The sequence below is a fragment of the Herbidospora yilanensis genome (assembly GCF_001570565.1).
Classification (GTDB): Bacteria; Actinomycetota; Actinomycetes; order Streptosporangiales; family Streptosporangiaceae; genus Herbidospora; species Herbidospora yilanensis.
On the sequence record NZ_BBXE01000030.1, the window covers coordinates 158,266 to 174,349 of the forward strand.

General features: G+C 71.0%; 11 protein-coding genes. 7 read left to right on the plus strand and 4 right to left on the minus strand.

The features are described from left to right. The first annotated feature begins 71 nt into the window (after positions 1–71). The 5 genes from AW273_RS24430 to meaB all read left to right on the plus strand — a co-directional run bounded on the left by AW273_RS24430 (position 72) and on the right by meaB (position 7,908). Positions 72–1,190 carry a 5-methyltetrahydropteroyltriglutamate--homocysteine S-methyltransferase gene (locus AW273_RS24430; protein ID WP_062352404.1) on the plus strand — a complete coding sequence of 373 codons (1,119 nt, stop codon included), beginning with the start codon at positions 72–74 and terminating at the stop codon, positions 1,188–1,190. Between the two features lie 71 nt (positions 1,191–1,261). Further along, entirely contained in the window at positions 1,262–3,166 is a 1,905-nt protein-coding gene (locus tag AW273_RS38780) for a peptidoglycan-binding protein (protein WP_062352407.1), read from the plus strand. A 55-nt stretch (positions 3,167–3,221) separates the two neighbouring features. Further along, positions 3,222–4,871 carry a methylmalonyl-CoA mutase family protein gene (locus AW273_RS24440; RefSeq protein WP_062352410.1) on the plus strand — a complete coding sequence of 550 codons (1,650 nt, stop codon included), beginning with the start codon at positions 3,222–3,224 and terminating at the stop codon, positions 4,869–4,871. Then, the gene (gene scpA, locus AW273_RS24445; RefSeq protein WP_062352412.1) at positions 4,868–6,985 is read left to right on the plus strand and encodes a methylmalonyl-CoA mutase; all 2,118 of its coding nucleotides are present in this window, start codon (positions 4,868–4,870) and stop codon (positions 6,983–6,985) included. Before AW273_RS24440 ends, scpA begins: the two co-directional genes overlap by 4 nt. Continuing rightward, positions 6,982–7,908, plus strand: coding sequence for a methylmalonyl Co-A mutase-associated GTPase MeaB (gene meaB / locus AW273_RS24450; protein WP_062352416.1), 927 nt, complete (start codon positions 6,982–6,984; stop codon positions 7,906–7,908). The genes scpA and meaB overlap by 4 nt, the downstream gene beginning before the upstream one ends. Before the next feature lie 30 nt (positions 7,909–7,938). Here meaB and AW273_RS24455 read toward each other — a convergent pair whose 3' ends face one another. The 4 genes from AW273_RS24455 to AW273_RS24470 are packed head-to-tail and all read right to left on the minus strand — an operon-like array spanning position 7,939 to position 12,161. Next, positions 7,939–8,517 carry a hypothetical protein gene (locus tag AW273_RS24455; protein WP_062352419.1) on the minus strand — a complete coding sequence of 193 codons (579 nt, stop codon included), beginning with the start codon at positions 8,515–8,517 and terminating at the stop codon, positions 7,939–7,941. Further along, positions 8,504–10,012, minus strand: coding sequence for a vWA domain-containing protein (locus tag AW273_RS24460; RefSeq protein WP_062352421.1), 1,509 nt, complete (start codon positions 10,010–10,012; stop codon positions 8,504–8,506). The genes AW273_RS24455 and AW273_RS24460 overlap by 14 nt, the downstream gene beginning before the upstream one ends. Further along, positions 10,009–11,103, minus strand: coding sequence for a toxic anion resistance protein (locus tag AW273_RS24465; RefSeq protein ID WP_198168331.1), 1,095 nt, complete (start codon positions 11,101–11,103; stop codon positions 10,009–10,011). The genes AW273_RS24460 and AW273_RS24465 overlap by 4 nt, the downstream gene beginning before the upstream one ends. A gap of 11 nt (positions 11,104–11,114) precedes the next feature. Then, positions 11,115–12,161: a hypothetical protein gene (locus AW273_RS24470; protein WP_062352424.1), complete on the minus strand. Its 1,047-nt coding sequence runs from the start codon at positions 12,159–12,161 to the stop codon at positions 11,115–11,117. 217 nt (positions 12,162–12,378) lie between these two features. On the opposite strand from AW273_RS24470, the gene AW273_RS24475 reads away from it, so the two are divergent. Together AW273_RS24475 and AW273_RS24480 are read left to right on the plus strand one after the other, a co-directional pair. Then, positions 12,379–14,322, plus strand: coding sequence for a CehA/McbA family metallohydrolase (locus tag AW273_RS24475; protein ID WP_062352464.1), 1,944 nt, complete (start codon positions 12,379–12,381; stop codon positions 14,320–14,322). Between the two features lie 137 nt (positions 14,323–14,459). Continuing rightward, entirely contained in the window at positions 14,460–16,028 is a 1,569-nt protein-coding gene (locus tag AW273_RS24480; RefSeq protein WP_062352427.1) for an ABC-F family ATP-binding cassette domain-containing protein, read from the plus strand. The last annotated feature ends 56 nt before the right edge of the window (positions 16,029–16,084 follow it).

Genomic DNA, 16,084 nt, shown 5'->3' on the forward strand with positions numbered 1-16,084 from the left:
CAGACCGTGGTGGCGCTAGCGTCTTGACGACTTCCGTCATGTTTTGAGACATCAATGGAGATGATTCGCAGATGCGCACAGAGCCCCCCTTCCGCGCGGATCACGTCGGCAGCCTCCTGCGCCCGGCAACCCTGCTCCAGGCTCGTGACGACCACGCCAGGGGCGCCCTCGACGCCGCCGGCCTGCGCGCCGTCGAAGACGCCGCCATCCGCGACGTCGTCGCCCTCCAGGCCGAGGCCGGCCTCCAGACGGCCACCGACGGCGAGTTCCGCCGCGCCTCCTGGCACATGGACTTCATCTACCGCCTCGGCGGCATCAGCGTGGCCGCCGACGAGCAGATCGTCGTCAAGTTCCGCAACGAGAACGAGAAGATCGAGTTCACCCCCAAGGGGATGAAGGTCGACGGCCGGATCACCCTCGATGAGACGATCTTCGGCGACGACTTCGCCTACCTCCAGAGCGTCGCCGGCGAGGGCCAGACCCCCAAGCTGACCATCCCGTCGCCGAACATGGTCCACTACCGAGGCGGCCAGGCCGCCATCGACCCCGGCGTCTACCCCGACATCGAGGAGTTCTGGGCCGACCTCGCGGCGGCGTACCAGAACGAGGTGGCCCGGATCGGCGCGCAGGGCTGCACCTACCTGCAGTTCGACGACACCTCCCTCGCCTACCTCAACGACCCCGCGCAGCGCGCCGAGATCGCCGCCCGCGGCGACGACGCCGACCACCTCCACCTGCGCTACATCCAGCAGATCAACGCCGCCATCGCCGGCCGGCCCGAGGGCATGCGCGTCACCACCCACATGTGCCGCGGCAACTTCCGCTCCTCCTGGGCCGCCGAAGGCTCCTACGACTTCGTCGCCGAGGCCCTGTTCGGCGAACTCGGCGTCGACGGCTTCTTCCTGGAGTTCGACGACGAGCGCTCCGGCGGCTTCGAACCCCTCCGTTACGTCCCCAAGGGCAAGTACGTCGTCCTCGGCCTCGTCACCACCAAGTCGGGCGTCCTGGAGTCGAAGGACGACCTCAAGCGGCGCATCGAGGCCGCCTCGAAGTACATCGACGTCGACCAGCTCTGCCTGTCCCCGCAGTGCGGGTTCTCTTCCACCGTCGAGGGCAATTCCCTCACCCAGGAGGAGCAGCTCGCCAAGTTGCGCCTCATCGTGGAGACGGCGCGGGAGGTCTGGGGCTAGCGGGGCATGAGCGTTGGGCATATCGGCCGCCGATATGGGCAAAGCGCCACTCGTGCCATCCGGCGGCCAATATGCTCGGCGTCCTGTCCAACCTGTTCGGGAGTTTCCTCGTGGCGATCTCGCTGGTGACCCGCTCGCAATGGGGGGCCCGCGCTCCCAAGGGGTCCTACTCCCCGCTGACGTCCACGAAGGGTGTCAAGGTCCACTACACGGGGGGCCGCGTCCCGCCGGAGATCGTCAACGACCACAACCTGTGCGTCGCCCAGGTCAAGTCGATCCAGAACTTCCACATGGACGGCAACGGCTGGATAGACATCGGCTACTGCGTCGACGAGCAGACGGAGATCCTCACCCGTGAAGGCTGGAAGACGTATCGCGAGATCCAGCCGGGCGACCTGACCCTGACGCTCAACCACGAGACCGGCCTGTCGGAGTGGCAGCCGCTTCTCGACGTGCACGTCTTCCCCGCCCAGCCCCGCACCATGATCCGCATGGAGGGCGACCGGCACTCCTCGCTCACCACGCCTCAGCACCGCTGGCCGGTGGAGCGCTACCGGCGTCGGACCGGCACGGTCAGAGTCAAGGACGACCGGGGCAGGTGGGTGGCGACCGGCAGCGGCCGACGCGAGGTCACCTCCAGGGAACGCCTGTGGGCCACCACGGAGACGCTCACCTACTGGGATCGGATCCCGATCGCCGCTCCGTGTGCCGACCTGCCGACCGAGGCCAAGTGGTCGGACGCCTTCGTCGAATTGGTCGCCTGGTTCTGGACCGAGGGCACCGTCAAGCGCAACAGGGACAAGACCCCCAGCACCTCCGTGGCGATCTACCAGGCCGTGAAGAACGCGGTGAACGTCAGCCGCCTGCGGATGGCGCTCACGGAGGTCTTCGGCCCCGACTCGGGCGGCTTCCCCCGACTCGGCCCGACCTCCGACGGAGTGCCGCGATGGCGTGAGGCGCTCAACGACGACCTGGTGGAGTTCCACCTGTCCGCCGATGCCGGTCCGCATCTCCTCGACGTCGCGCCCGACCGGGTGCCCACGTTCGAGTTCCTGCTGTCGCTGACCAGGGCCCAGCTCGGGTTGTTCATCGAGACCTCCATGGCCGCCGACAACGCCGGAGAGGACAAGCTCGCGCAGAAGAACCGGGCGGCCTCCGAGGCCTTCATGTTCGCGGTCCTGCTGTACGGCCGCGGCGCTTCGCTGCGCCGCAGGCCGCCCACCGCCTCCTGCCCGACCGACATGTGGCTGGTGACCGTCCGCCGCCAGGAGTTCTTCGGCCCCCGAGCGGCCAAACAGAGCCTGGGCGCCTTCCAGATCTCCGAGGAGACCTACGACGGGGAGATCTGGTGTCCCCGTACCGAGAACCAGACCTGGCTGGCCCGCCGGAACGGCTCGGTCTACTTCACCGGCAACTCGATGATCGCGTGTCCGCACCGGAAGGTGTTCGTCGGACGTGGCCCCGACCGGCTTCCCGCCGCCAACGGCTCCGGCCTGAACTCCGACCACTACGCCGTGCTCGGCCTGGTCGGCAACGCCGGGTTCGTGAAGCCCAACAACGACCTGCTGCACGGCATCCTCGACGCCATCGAGTACCTCCGCCAGGAGGGCGGCGCCGGGACCGAGATCAAGGGGCACCGCGACGGTTTCTCCACCGACTGCCCCGGCGCGGCGCTGTACGCGTGGGTGGAGCGGGGCGCGCCCCGGCCCGGGGGCGGGAATCCCGGCAACCCGCCGGGCGGGCAGATCCCGGCGTGGCCGGGGCGGTTGTTCACCTTCCCGCCGGTCACGGTCGGTGACGACGTGAAGCGGTGGCAGCAGCAGATGAAGAAGATCGGCTTCGAGCTCGACGCCGACGGCGTGTACGGGCAGCGGTCACGCGACGTGTGCAAGACGTTCCAGCGGCGGGTCGACCTGGCCGACGACGGGATCGTGGGGCGGCTCACGTGGGAGGAGTCGTTCCGCTACACGTCGTGAATCGCTGGGCGACCGGTTGAGACCCGCTTCAGGGCTTCGGCCTATCATCCGGAGCATGAGAGTGGAGCTGGCGGCCGGATTCGATCCCGGTTCGCGGGAGGAATGGCGGGCGCTCGCGCTGTCGGTGCTGCGCAAGTCGGGATATGAGGGCGACGACCCGGAGGGCCGGCTCGCGACGCGCACCTACGACGACGTGACGATCGCGCCGCTCTACGACGAGGCCCCTGAGCTGCCGCGTCTGGTGGGGCACGCCGGGCCGTGGGACGTGCGGCAGCGGCACGCCCACCCCGATCCGCGGGTGACCCGGGAGGCGATCCTGGCCGACCTGGAGAACGGCGTCTCGTCGATCTGGCTCGATCTGACCTCGATCGATCCGGCCGCGCTGCCGGTGGTGCTCGACGGGGTGCTGCTCGATCTGGCGCCGGTCGTCCTCGACGCGGGGAACCGTGCCGCGCGGGCCGCGCACGCCCTTCTCCAGTTGAACGAAGCCGGTGAGTTCCCGGGCGGCAATCTGGGCTTCGCGCCCGGCGATCCCGATCTCGCCGACTTCGCGGGCAGGGCCCGCGGGAGGCTCCGGCTGGTCGTGGTCGACGCGCTGGCCTACCACGACAGAGGCGCCGCCGACGCGCAGGAGCTCGCCGCGTCGATCACGCAGGGTGTCCAGGCGCTGCGGCGGCTCACCGAGGCCGGTCTGCCGGTCGAGCGGGCCTTCGAGCTGATCGAGTTCCGGTACGCCGCCACCGCCGACCAGTTCCTCACCATCGCCAAGCTCCGGGCGGCCCGCAGGTTGTGGGCCCGGGTCGCCGAGGTGGCCGGTGGCCCGCCCGCGCAGCTTCAGCACGCCGTGACCTCGGGCGCGATGATGACGGCGCGTGACCCGTGGGTGAACCTGCTGCGCACCACGCTGGCGTGTTTCGCGGCGGGGGCCGGTGGCGCCGACGCGGTGACGGTCCAGCCGTTCGACGCGGCGCTCGGGCTGCCCGACGCGTTCGCCCGCCGGATCGCGCGCAACACCCAGTCGCTGCTGGTCGAGGAGGCGGGGGTGGCCCGGGTCGCCGATCCGGCGGGCGGTTCCTGGTATGTGGAGCACCTGACCGACGACCTGGCGAACCGGGCGTGGGAGCTGTTCCGGCAGGCCGAGAGGCAGGGCGAGCGGGTCATCGAGGAGGCGGTCGCCGCCACGCGCGCGAGGCGGGCCGGCGACGTCGCCCGCCGCAGGCACCCGATCACCGGTGTGAGCGAGTTCCCGAACCTGGCCGAGAGGCCGCCGGTCCGCGAGCCCGGCCGGGGCCTGGCCGGCGAGCCCGTGCGCCACGCCGAGCCCTATGAGCACCTCCGTGACGTCGCCGACCGGCAGGAGAACAGGCCGGTGGTCTTCCTGGCCACGCTCGGCCCGATCGCCGTGCACACCGCCCGCGCCACGTTCGCCGCCAACCTCTTCGCGGCCGGCGGCATCGCTACCGTGGCCGGAGCGCCGGAGGAGTTCGCGGACGCGGGCACCCCGGTCGCGTGCATCTGCTCCAGCGACCGCCTGTACGCCGACCAGGCCGCGCAGGTCGCCGCCGCGCTCAGGGAGGCGGGGGCCCGGAAGGTGTGGCTGGCCGGGAAGGGGGAGTATGAGGGTGTCGACGCCACCCTCTTCGCGGGGTGTGACGCCCTGAAGGTCCTGGAGACCACGTTCGACGACCTGGGAGTGGACCGATGATCCCCGACTTCAGCGAGATCCCGCTCGGGACCGGTCACCCCGAGCCGGCCAAGGTCGGCGGCGAGGTGTGGGAGACCCCGGAGGGCATCGCGGTCAAGCCCGTCTACGACCCCGCCGACCTGCCCGGCTACCTGCCGACCTACCCCGGCAGGGCGCCGTTCCTGCGCGGCCCCTACCCGACGATGTACGTCAACCAGCCGTGGACGATCCGCCAGTACGCCGGGTTCTCCACCGCCGAGGAGTCCAACGCGTTCTACCGCCGCAACCTGGCGGCCGGGCAGAAGGGCCTGTCGGTCGCCTTCGACCTGGCCACCCACCGGGGTTACGACTCCGACCATCCGCGTGTGGCGGGCGACGTCGGCATGGCCGGGGTGGCGATCGACTCGATCTACGACATGCGGCAGCTCTTCGAGGGCATCCCGCTCGACCGCATGAGCGTGTCGATGACCATGAACGGCGCCGTCCTGCCGATCCTCGCGCTCTACATCGTGGCGGCCGAGGAGCAGGGGGTGGCGCCCGAGCAGCTCCAGGGGACGATCCAGAACGACATCCTCAAGGAGTTCATGGTCCGCAACACCTACATCTACCCGCCGGAACCGTCGATGCGGATCATCTCCGACATCTTCGAGTTCACCTCGCGGCAGATGCCGAAGTTCAACTCGATCTCGATCTCCGGCTACCACATCCAGGAGGCGGGGGCCACGCTCGACCTGGAGCTGGCGTACACGCTGGCCGACGGCGTCGAATACCTGCGGGCGGGCACGAAGGCGGGGCTCGACGTCGACGCGTTCGCGCCGAGGTTGTCGTTCTTCTGGTGCATCGGCATGAACTTCTTCATGGAGGTCGCCAAGCTGCGCGCGGCCCGGTTGTTGTGGGCGCGGCTGGTGCGCGACTTCGGCGCGAAGAACCCCAAGTCGTTGTCGCTGCGCACCCACTCGCAGACCTCCGGCTGGTCGCTGACCGCGCAGGACGTCTACAACAACGTCGCCCGCACCTGCGTCGAGGCGATGGCGGCCACCCAGGGCCACACGCAGTCGCTGCACACCAACGCGCTCGACGAGGCGCTCGCGCTGCCGAGCGACTTCTCGGCCCGGATCGCCCGCAACACCCAGTTGGTCCTCCAGCAGGAGTCGGGCACGACACGGGTGATCGACCCGTGGGGCGGCTCCTACTACGTCGAGCGGCTCACCGAGGAGCTGGCGCAGCAGGCGTGGGCGCACATCCAGGAGGTCGAGGAGGCCGGCGGCATGGCCCGCGCCATCGACCTCGGCCTGCCCAAGCTCCGTATCGAGGAGGCCGCGGCCCGCACCCAGGCGCGCATCGACTCGGGCCGCCAGCCGGTGATCGGCGTGAACAAGTACCGTCCGGAGGCCGACGAGCCGATCGAGGTGCTGAAGGTCGACAACAGCGCGGTACGCCGCCGGCAGCTCGCCAAGCTGGAGCGGCTGCGCGCGGAACGCGACGCGGCCCAGGTGGAGCGGGCGCTGGAGGCGCTGACCGAGGCCGCCGCCGGGACCGGCAACCTGCTGGCCCTCGCGGTCGACGCGGCCCGCGCGAAGGCGACCGTCGGGGAGATCTCCGACGCGCTGGAGAAGGTGTTCGGCCGCCACGAGGCCCGCATCCGGACCATCACCGGGGTCTACCGCCAGGAGGCCGGCGCCGGCATGAGCAGGATCGACGAGGTGCGCAAGGCCTGCGCGGAGTTCGCCGAGGAGGAGGGCCGCCGGCCCCGGATCCTGGTGGCGAAGATGGGCCAGGACGGCCACGACCGGGGCCAGAAGGTGATCGCGACCGGTTTCGCCGACCTCGGGTTCGACGTCGACGTCGGCCCGCTGTTCCAGACGCCCGAGGAGGTCGCCCGCCAGGCGGTCGAGGCCGACGTCCACGTCGTCGGGGTGTCGTCGCTGGCGGCGGGGCACCTGACGCTCGTCCCGGCGCTGAAGAAGGCGCTGGAGGACCAGGGCGCGGGCGACATCATGATCGTGGTCGGCGGGGTGATCCCGCCCGGCGACTTCGACGCGCTGCGCGCGGCGGGCGCCGACGCCATCTTCCCGCCCGGCACGGTCATCGCCGACGCCGCCCTCGGCCTCATCGCCGACCTGCGGAACCGATGATCGCCGAAGGGGTGAGGAAGGGCGACCGCCGGTCGATCGCGCGGGCCATCACTCTGGTCGAGTCGACCCGCGCCGACCATCGCGAGCAGGCCCAGGTCCTGCTCGCGGAGCTCGCCCCGGCGGCCGGGAAGGCCCGCCGGGTGGGGGTCAGCGGGGTGCCGGGCGTGGGGAAGTCGACGTTCATCGAGGCGCTCGGCACGATGCTCACCGGCTCGGGCCACAAGGTGGCGGTGCTGGCCGTCGACCCGTCGTCCAGCAGGTCGGGCGGCAGCATCCTGGGCGACAAGACCCGGATGAGCCGCCTGGCGGTCGACCCGGACGCGTTCATCCGCCCGTCGCCGACCGCCGGGACGCTCGGCGGGGTGGCGAAGGCGACGCGGGAGGCGATGGTCGTCGTCGAGGCGGCCGGCTACGACGTGGTGCTCGTCGAGACCGTCGGGGTCGGGCAGTCCGAGACGGCGGTGGCCGAGATGGTCGACACCTTCCTGGTGCTCTCCCTCGCGCGGACCGGCGACCAGCTCCAGGGCATCAAGAAGGGCGTCCTGGAGCTGGCCGACGTGATCGCGGTCAACAAGGCCGACGGCGAGTTCGAGCCGGCGGCCAGGAGGGCGGCCCGGGAACTGTCGGGGGCGCTGCGCCTGCTCAACTCGCACACCCCCGTGCTGACCTGCAGCGGAATGACCGGGGCGGGGCTGCCCGAGTTGTGGGCGCACATCCTCAGGCACCAGGCGACGACGGACCTGACGGCCAAACGGCAGAGGCAGGCGGTCGACTGGACGTGGGCGATGGTCCGCGAACGGGTGCTCGGCGAACTTCGCGAGAGAACACGCTCGATCGCCCCCGGGGTTGAACAGCGGGTCCTCGACGGAGACCTGACCCCGGCCCAGGCGGCCGATCTGCTGTACCGGGCCGGTGCGGGCTGAACACTTCAGGACCGGTTCGGCGGAGCCGGTTCACAGGTCCAGTGAGGATCCGCCGAATCGGTCCTGGAGGAAGCGGCCCTGGTCCCGCAGCGCCTGTTCGTCGCCCGCGTGGACCGCGTCCGCGACCCGGCCCAGGCCCGTTTTCAGCAGGTCGAGCTGGCCGAGCAACTCGGCGTGGGCGGCCTCCCTGCGGGCCGGGGGGAGCCGCCCGTAAGCGTCCAGGCTGGTCGGCAGGTAGTCGCGGATGGTCTGCGAGACCACGTGGAGGTGGTCGGGCGACCCGACCCGGGCGAGGACGCCGCGCAGCGTCCCGGCCAGGTCGACCACGCGGTCGATCACGTCGGGCGGGAGGCCGCGCAGCCGCCCGACGAGGGTGTCGAGTTCGGCCCGCAGGGCGGCGGTCTCCGCCTTGGCGAGGGACACCACGACCCTGGTCTTGTCCGAGGGGGCCAGGAGCGCGCCCAGGCCGTACAGGCCGACGACCACCACGGGCCAGAACGCGCCCGCGACGCCGAGGAAGACCAGGCCCACGCCGATGAGCCCGCAGACCGAGCCGACGATGTTCTTCGTCGAGCCCAGGTAGGTCAGGACCCGGTCACTGGTAGCCACGGATCTCCTTGAACGCCTCGGCCAGCGAGCCGTTCCTGGCGTCGAAGACGGCGCCGCCGGTCAGCTTCGCGACCTGGTTCATCTCCTCGGCGTCGCTGTCGCCGAACAGCACCACGAAGGTCCTGACCGCCTTCTTCTCGGGGGGCAGCGCCTGGTGGTAGTGCTGGAAGTCGAGGTACTCCGAGCCGTCGGTGTTCTCGCCGTCGGTCATCAGCACGATCGACGAGTAGCGCGCCGCGTCGACGGGTTGCTCGTAGGCGGCGCGCAGCGCGTCGTAGATGGCGGTGCCGCCCTCGGCCGACAACCCTTCGGCGTACCCCCTGATCCGCCCGAGCACCGCTTCGGGGTTCGAGGCGGGCACCTGGTAATCCTGCTGCCCCTTCAGCCGGTCGGCGAACGGCAGCAGCGTGACCTGCTCGCGGTTGCGGAACCGGGAGAAGGTGCCGTAGGCGGAGGTGTCGGCGCCGGTCAGCGTCACGAGCGCGGTGCGCAGGCTGTCGATGCGGTCGCCCTCCATCGAACCGGAGGTGTCGAGCACGAACACCGCCCGCGCGGGCACCCGCACCTCGTTCAGGTAGGCCCCGATGAGCTCGTCGGCCGCGGACCGCCGGTTCGGGAACGGCAGCTCGACGAGCGCGGCCGACCCGAACTCCGGCGCGAGCGCGACCCCGGGCACGATCGGCCGCCGGTGCGTGGCCATCATGATCTTCCGCTGGGTCTCGGGGGTACGCAACCACGAGGCCAGCTCGTCGTACTGCTCCTTCCGTTCCGAGGAGGCGAGCAGGGTCAGCGGGTAGTCGGCCGACACCACCCCGTCCGACGGGTAGACCAGCGTCAGCCGGTCGCGCATGCCGAGCAGCACCGACTCGTAGTTGACCAGCCCGTCGACGTCGGGCCGGGCGGTGTAGGCGTCGGCCAGCCAGCCCGACGAGCCCGAGGTGAGCCGCTGCGCGGAGAAGAACTCCTTCAGCCGGGGCGTAACCGCGCCGATCCGGCGCGCGTCGAGGGCGTCGCCGGCGTCGGAGAGCGCCGCCGCCACCCCGACCAGGGCCGAGAACCCCGAGTTCGACGAGGCCGGGTTCGTCATCCCGAACGTGAACCGGTGCGCGGCGGCCGCGGCCGCGATGTCCGACCAGGTCACCGGCGTGCCGTTCCAGCCGAGTTCGGCCGCCTTGGCGGGCTTGAGGCCCAGCACGACCGGCGAGTTCATGATCTTCGTCTGGGTCGACAACCTCTCGCGCGCGCCGTCGATCAGCGACAGGTAGCGGTTGGAGGAGAACCAGATCGCGTCGTAGTCCGCGGCGTCGCCCCGCGCCACCCGCTCGGCCCCGTCGAGGGTGCCGGTGTAGGTGAGCTCGACGTCCAGGCCCGACTCCTTCAGCAGCGGTTCGAGGTCGGCGACCTCGCTGCCGGCCAGGATGCGGAACGGCTCGCCGGCCGAGCACGCGGTCAGCGACGCCGCGACCAGCAGCAGCGCCAGGAGGGCCCGACTCATCGCTCGCTCCGCTCCAGGTGCTTCTGCGCGTTCGCCAGCTCCACCGTCAGGCTGCTCACGGTGGTGGCCATGGTCTCCACTGCCCGCGCGCGGAACTCGTCGACGGTGTCGATGGTGGCGTAGATGTTGTCGAACGCCTTGCGCAGCGAGTCGAGGTCGACGGTCGTCGCGGCGGCCTGCGCCTGGATGTCGGCGGCCTGGCCGCGCAGCAGCTCACTCGTCGACACGATGAGGTCGGAGGTCGTCGTGTTGAGGGCGGTGATCTGGTCGAGCACCAGCTTCTGCCCGGCGAGCGCCTGGGCGACCACGACCGCCGTGCGCAGCGCGGCCATCGTGGTCGTGGTGGCGCGGTCGACGCCCTTGATGAGCTCCAGGTTGTTCTTGCGCACCAGGTCGAGCGCCAGGTAGCCCTGGGCCGACACGGCGAGCTGGGTGAGCAGGTCCTGGTGGCGCTGCCGCACCGCGAACAGGGCGTCGCTGCGCAGCGCGGTGGCCCGCTCCTCGTCGTGCTCGCGCAGAATCAGCTCCTCGATCTCGGCGTCGAGGGCGGTGGCGACGACGACGTACTCCTGGAGTTTGAGCATCGCGTCCCAGAGCAGGCGGCGCTCGCCCTCGATGGCGGCGTTGTCCTTGCGCAGTTCGTCCTGGCCCGACTTGAGCGAGCGCACGATGTCGTCGAGGTGCTTCTGCGCGCTCTGGTATCGGGCGAAGTAGTCGCGCAGCCTGCCCGGCAGCAGGCCCATCAGGCGGCGGCCGGTGGTGGCGTTCTTCGGGTCGAGGTCGACGATGGTGCGGCGCAGCGCGACCAGGTCGCCGGCGACCGGTCCCTCCGCCGCCCTGAGCGGGCGGCGGAGCATGCGGTTGGACACCTGCGACGACGAGCCGATCTCGGTCGCGCCCATCGCGGTGATGTCGGCGACCTTCTTGGTGAAGTCGGGGGAGCGCGGGTCGAGCGCGGCGAGTTCGCCGGCGAACACGCGGGCCCGTCCGGCCAGCTCGGCGTCCCGCTCGCCGGAGATCGGCATCATCCGTGACGCCTTCTCCGCGGGCACCGGGGGGACCGGCTCCGGTGGCGTGAGTACCAGGTCCATCAGGTTGTCCCTCAGAGGTAACGTTCTTCGATCAGGGCGACGAGCTGGTCGAGATGGTCGTAGGTGGGCGGCTCGACCACGTCGACCAGGTCGCGGGTGAGCGGGGTGCCCTGGGCGAGGCCGGCGAAGACGCCGGGGTCGGCGGTGCGGAAGCCGTGCCGGGCGGCGAGCTTGGCGAACTCGGGGTCCTCGGTCAGCAGGCGGCCGACCTCGTTCGCGTTCTCGTCGAAGGGCACCAGGGTGTGCTTGCTGAGCACCGTCGGCGACGGGTAGAGCAGCCGCATCTGCGGGCTGATGGTGCCGTCGTTCGCGAACAGGCGGGCGGCGTACTGGGCCTCGTACACCATGATCATCGGGGTTTTGCCCATGCCCATGGCCAGGTAGTCCTCGAACGGCGCCTCGGAGGTCGACTCGGAGTAGCCCTGGTCGAGGAACAGGGGCGCGACCCGCTCGGCGACCCGCGCGTCGGCCCCCCGGACGACGTCGTCGCCGTTGGCGACGTAGCTGGTCAGCGCCAGGTACATGGCCGCCGAGTTCGAGGTGCGGATGTCGGTCGTGGTGAGCAGCACCCGTTTCCTGGCTTTGTACGCCGAACCGGGCAGTGCATCCCACCGAGTGCCTTTATCGACTATTTCCAGATATTTCTTGATGTCGAATGTCGAGCCGCTCACGACCCCCGCCCGCGTCAGCGTGGCCACGATCGGCTCGAAGGTCGCCACCGCCATGGGCGAGAAGAACGGCGCGTAGGTCGCGGCGACCCCGCGGTCCTTCTTGATCTTCTCGGCGGCCGGCGCGCTCGACGGGAAGGCGAACGAATAGGTGTCCAGGTCCACGCCGGCGGCGATCTCGCGGGACCCGGCGGTGTCGACCTCCACCTGGAGGCCGTGCTTCGCGAAGGCGGCCTTGACCTGCGGGTCGTCGAAGAACGGCTTCTTCTCCGACCCGATGACGCCGCGGACGACGGTGACGCCTGATCCCAGGTTCCCCAGGACGAGGGCCGCGACGACCCCTCCCGCCAGGAGGACGGCCAGCGCCACGCCGAGTAATCTTCTCCTCATCTCATCTCGAATTATGTGAGATGCTGCGAAAATCGACGCGAGTCACAAAAAGAATTCAGAGCTCGTTCACCACGATTTCACGGGTGACGGTTTTCCCTCCCGGTTCGGGTTTTCTCCTCCCGTGTTCGACCTCGCTGCACCCCGACGCACGATTGCACCCCATGTCCGGTGATCCGGTGTGACGATGCTGTCGCTTTCGGATATCGGGGAGGCGATCATGCATCATGACCCGTTGTTGCCACCGGTGGTGGCACGGGCCCTCGACGACTACCGCGCCCTGCTGGCCGAGCACGGCATCACCTGGGGTGAACCGCCGATCGGCTATGTGCGCATGCTGAGCTTCCTCCGGTTTCCGGACGAGGCGTATCAGATGTCCGGCGACACCGACCTCGACCGGGCCTTCCGCGACGCCGTCAGCGGCCGGGAGGCCCCCGACGGGCTGACCGTGCTGCGGCTCACCCCCCGCGGCTACATCCTGGAGGCCCGTTCGTGCGCGGTGCTCTCGGCGACCCCCGTGCCGGGCGTGCTCCTGGTCGACTCGGCCCGTACGACCACCGCCACGGTCACCCTCGACGGGACCGAGCACGTCATCGCCCCGGGCGGCGCCCGCCTGGCCGAGTTCGCCAGCGACAGCGACCTGCGCTGCGACGGCGAGCCGGTCGACCTGTCGGTGCTCACCCGGGCGGCGGTGCCCGCGCGGCTGCGCCTGCGGGCCGGCTTCCCCTGCCGCTGGAGCGTGACGTCGACCGACGGCCAGGGCTGGTGGCCCGACGGCGTCCCGCACCGGCGCGACTACCACGGCGTGCCCTACTTCCACGGCGACGACCTGACGGTGGCCGTGCCGGCCGAACCGCTGGTCGTGCGGGTGACCCGCGGCATGGAGTACGAACTGGCGGAGACCCAGGTCGTGCCGTCGCCCTGGCGCGAGACCACGGTCGAGCTCACCCCGGCCCGCGTCTACGACGCCGCCGCGAGGGGATGGTACGGCGCCGACCTGCACGTCCACCTCAACTGGGCGGGCGACGTGGTGGCCGCCCCGGCCGAGGCCGCCGTCATGCAGCACGGCGAGGACCTGCACGTGCTCAACCTGGTGGCGGGCAACGTGGCCGGCCGCCGCGTCTACGACCAGGAGGCGCTGCACCACTGGGCCGGCCGCGACCTGCCGTGGTCGGACGCCGGGCACGTCGCCCGGATGGGCGTCGAATACCGCAACGACCTGCTCGGCCACGTGCACGCCTTCGGCCTGGCCGCCCCGCCGTCGATCTACCACACCGGCTTCCTCGACGACGCCGACTGGCCCCCGAACGGCGCCGCCTGCGGTGAACTGCGCGAACTCCAGGCGGTGCTCGGCTACGCCCACCCGTTCCACGGCCCGGTCGCCACACCGGGCGACGTCATCGGCGCGGCCAGGCGCGACTGCAACGCCCGCGCCCTGGTCGTCGACGCCGCGCTCGGCCTGGTCGACGGCGTCGAACTGCTGCACTTCTCCGAGTTCTCCGGCACCGTCGAGGTCTACCGCCGCCTGCTCGGCGCGGGCAACCGGCTGGCCGCGCTGGCGGGCACCGACTCGATGTTGTCGTACACCCGGCAGGACACCGTCTCCAGCCCGCCCGGCTGGGAACGCGTGTACGCCCGTCTCGGCGGCCCCCTCTCCGCCGAGGCCTACGCGCACGCCGTGCGGCAGGGCCGCACCTTCGCCACCACCGGCCCGTGGCTGGAGCTGACCGCCGGGGGAGCCGAGATCGGCGACACCTGGTGCCTGGCGGCCGGCGACGAGATCGAGGTCGTCGCCCGCAGCGTCGGTCCCGAGGTGGAACGCCTGGAGATCGTCACCGCCGACGGCGTGGCCGCCGCCGGTCCGGGCGGCGAACTCCGGGCCACCCTGACCGTCACCGAACCCACCTACATCGTCGCCACCGCGAGCGGCGGCCCCCACCGCCGCAGCCTGCACCGCCGGGTGTACGCCCACACCAGCCCCATCTACGTCGACGTCGCCGGCCGCCCGGTCGCCCGCGTGGAGGACGTGCGGTGGTGCCTCGAATGGCTGGCCCTGCTCGACCAGACCGTCCGGACGCACGCCCGCCTCGACTCCCCGAGCCAGCTCGCCGACCACCTCGACCTGATCGAGAAGGCCGCCCAGATCTACCGCTCGCGCCTCTGACGGAAATTGGTTTGCGGGCCGGCGACCCGGCCGCCTAGCGTTGACGACGTCACATCGCCTGCCCGGGGGAGATCCGTTGGAGCTCTAGAGATCATGTCCGTTTCTCTCTGACACATGACCTCTGGAGCTGGTGCGCCATGTTGCGCTGCGACGATCTCTTCTTCTATTGGGCCGACGGCACCCCCGTCTTCGAAGGCCTCGACCTCGTGATCGGCCCCGGCGTGACCGGGCTGATCGGGGTCAACGGTTCCGGCAAGTCCACCCTTCTCAAGCTGGCCGCGGGCGAGCTGGTGCCCATCCGGGGCTCGATCCAGGTGTCGGGCTCGGTCGGCCATCTCCGGCAGAACCTGCCGCTCGGCGTGGGACGCACCGTCTCCGACCTCATGGGCATCACCGTGGCCAGGCACGCCCTGCACGCCATCGAGGCCGGCGACACCTCCGAGGAGCACTTCGAGAACGTCGTGTGGGACGTCGAGGAACGCGCCCGCGCCGAACTCGACCGGCTCGGCCTCGACGACGTCGGACTCGACCGGACCGTCGCCACGCTGTCGGGCGGCGAGACGGTCATGGTCGGCCTCGCCGCCGAGTTCCTGCGCGCCCCCGACGTGCTGCTCCTCGACGAACCGACCAACAACCTCGACCTGGCCGCCCGCCACCGGCTCTACGACGCCGTCACCTCCTGGCCGGGCACGATCGTCGTGGTCAGCCACGACCGGGTGCTGCTCGACCTCGTCGACCGGCTCGCCGAACTGCCCGACGGGCGGGTGTTCGGGGGCGGGCTGACGGCGTACGAAGAGGTGCTCGAAGTGGAGCAGGAGGCGGCCGAGCGCATGGTCCGCGCGGCCGAGGGCGAGGTGCGGCGCGAGAAGCGGGAACTCGTCGAGGCCCACGAGAAGCTCGCGAAGCGGGTGCGCTACGGCAGGAAGATGGAGGAGCGGAAGCGTGAGCCGAAGATCGTCATGGGCGCGCGCAAACGTGCCCAGCAGGAGAGCGCCGGCAAGCACCGCATCATGCACGAACAACGCCTCGCCGACGCCCGCGACCGCCTGACCGAGGCCGAGGAGGCGGTCCGCGACGAGGCCGGGATCCGCGTCGACCTGCCGGGCACGGCAGTGCCGCAGACCCGGATGGTCCTGTCGTTCCCGCTCGGCGGCACGTTCGTCACCGACCGCGACGTGTCGGGGCCGCTGGAGGTGGTGCCGGAACGGCGCGGCCGGGAACCGTCGGAGCTCGTCGTCAGGGGCCCCGAACGCATCGCGCTGCTCGGCCCGAACGGGTCGGGCAAGACGACGCTGCTGGAGGCCGTCACCCGGTGGCCCGCGCTCGTGCCGACGCGCTATCTGCCGCAGCGGCTCGACGTGCTCGACGAGACGGTCAGCGTCGCGGCCAACGTGCGCGCCGTCGCGCCCGAGGCGTCGGAGAACGAGATCCGCGCGGGCCTCGCGCGGTTCCTGTTCCGCGGCGACCGCGCCGAGCAGATCGCCGGCACGTTGTCGGGCGGGGAGAGGTTCCGGGCCGCGCTGGCCCGGCTGCTGTTCGCCCAGCCGCAACTGCTGCTGCTCGACGAGCCGACGAACAACCTCGACCTGGCGAGCGTGCGCCAGCTCGCGGGCGCGCTGTCGGGCTACCGGGGAGCGCTGATCGTGGCCAGCCACGACCTGCCGTTCCTCGACTCGATCGGCATCACGCGGCGGCTGGACCTGTGAGAACGCGGAGAGCCGCGACCCTGTCACAGGGGCGCGGCTCTCCGGACGTTCGGGGG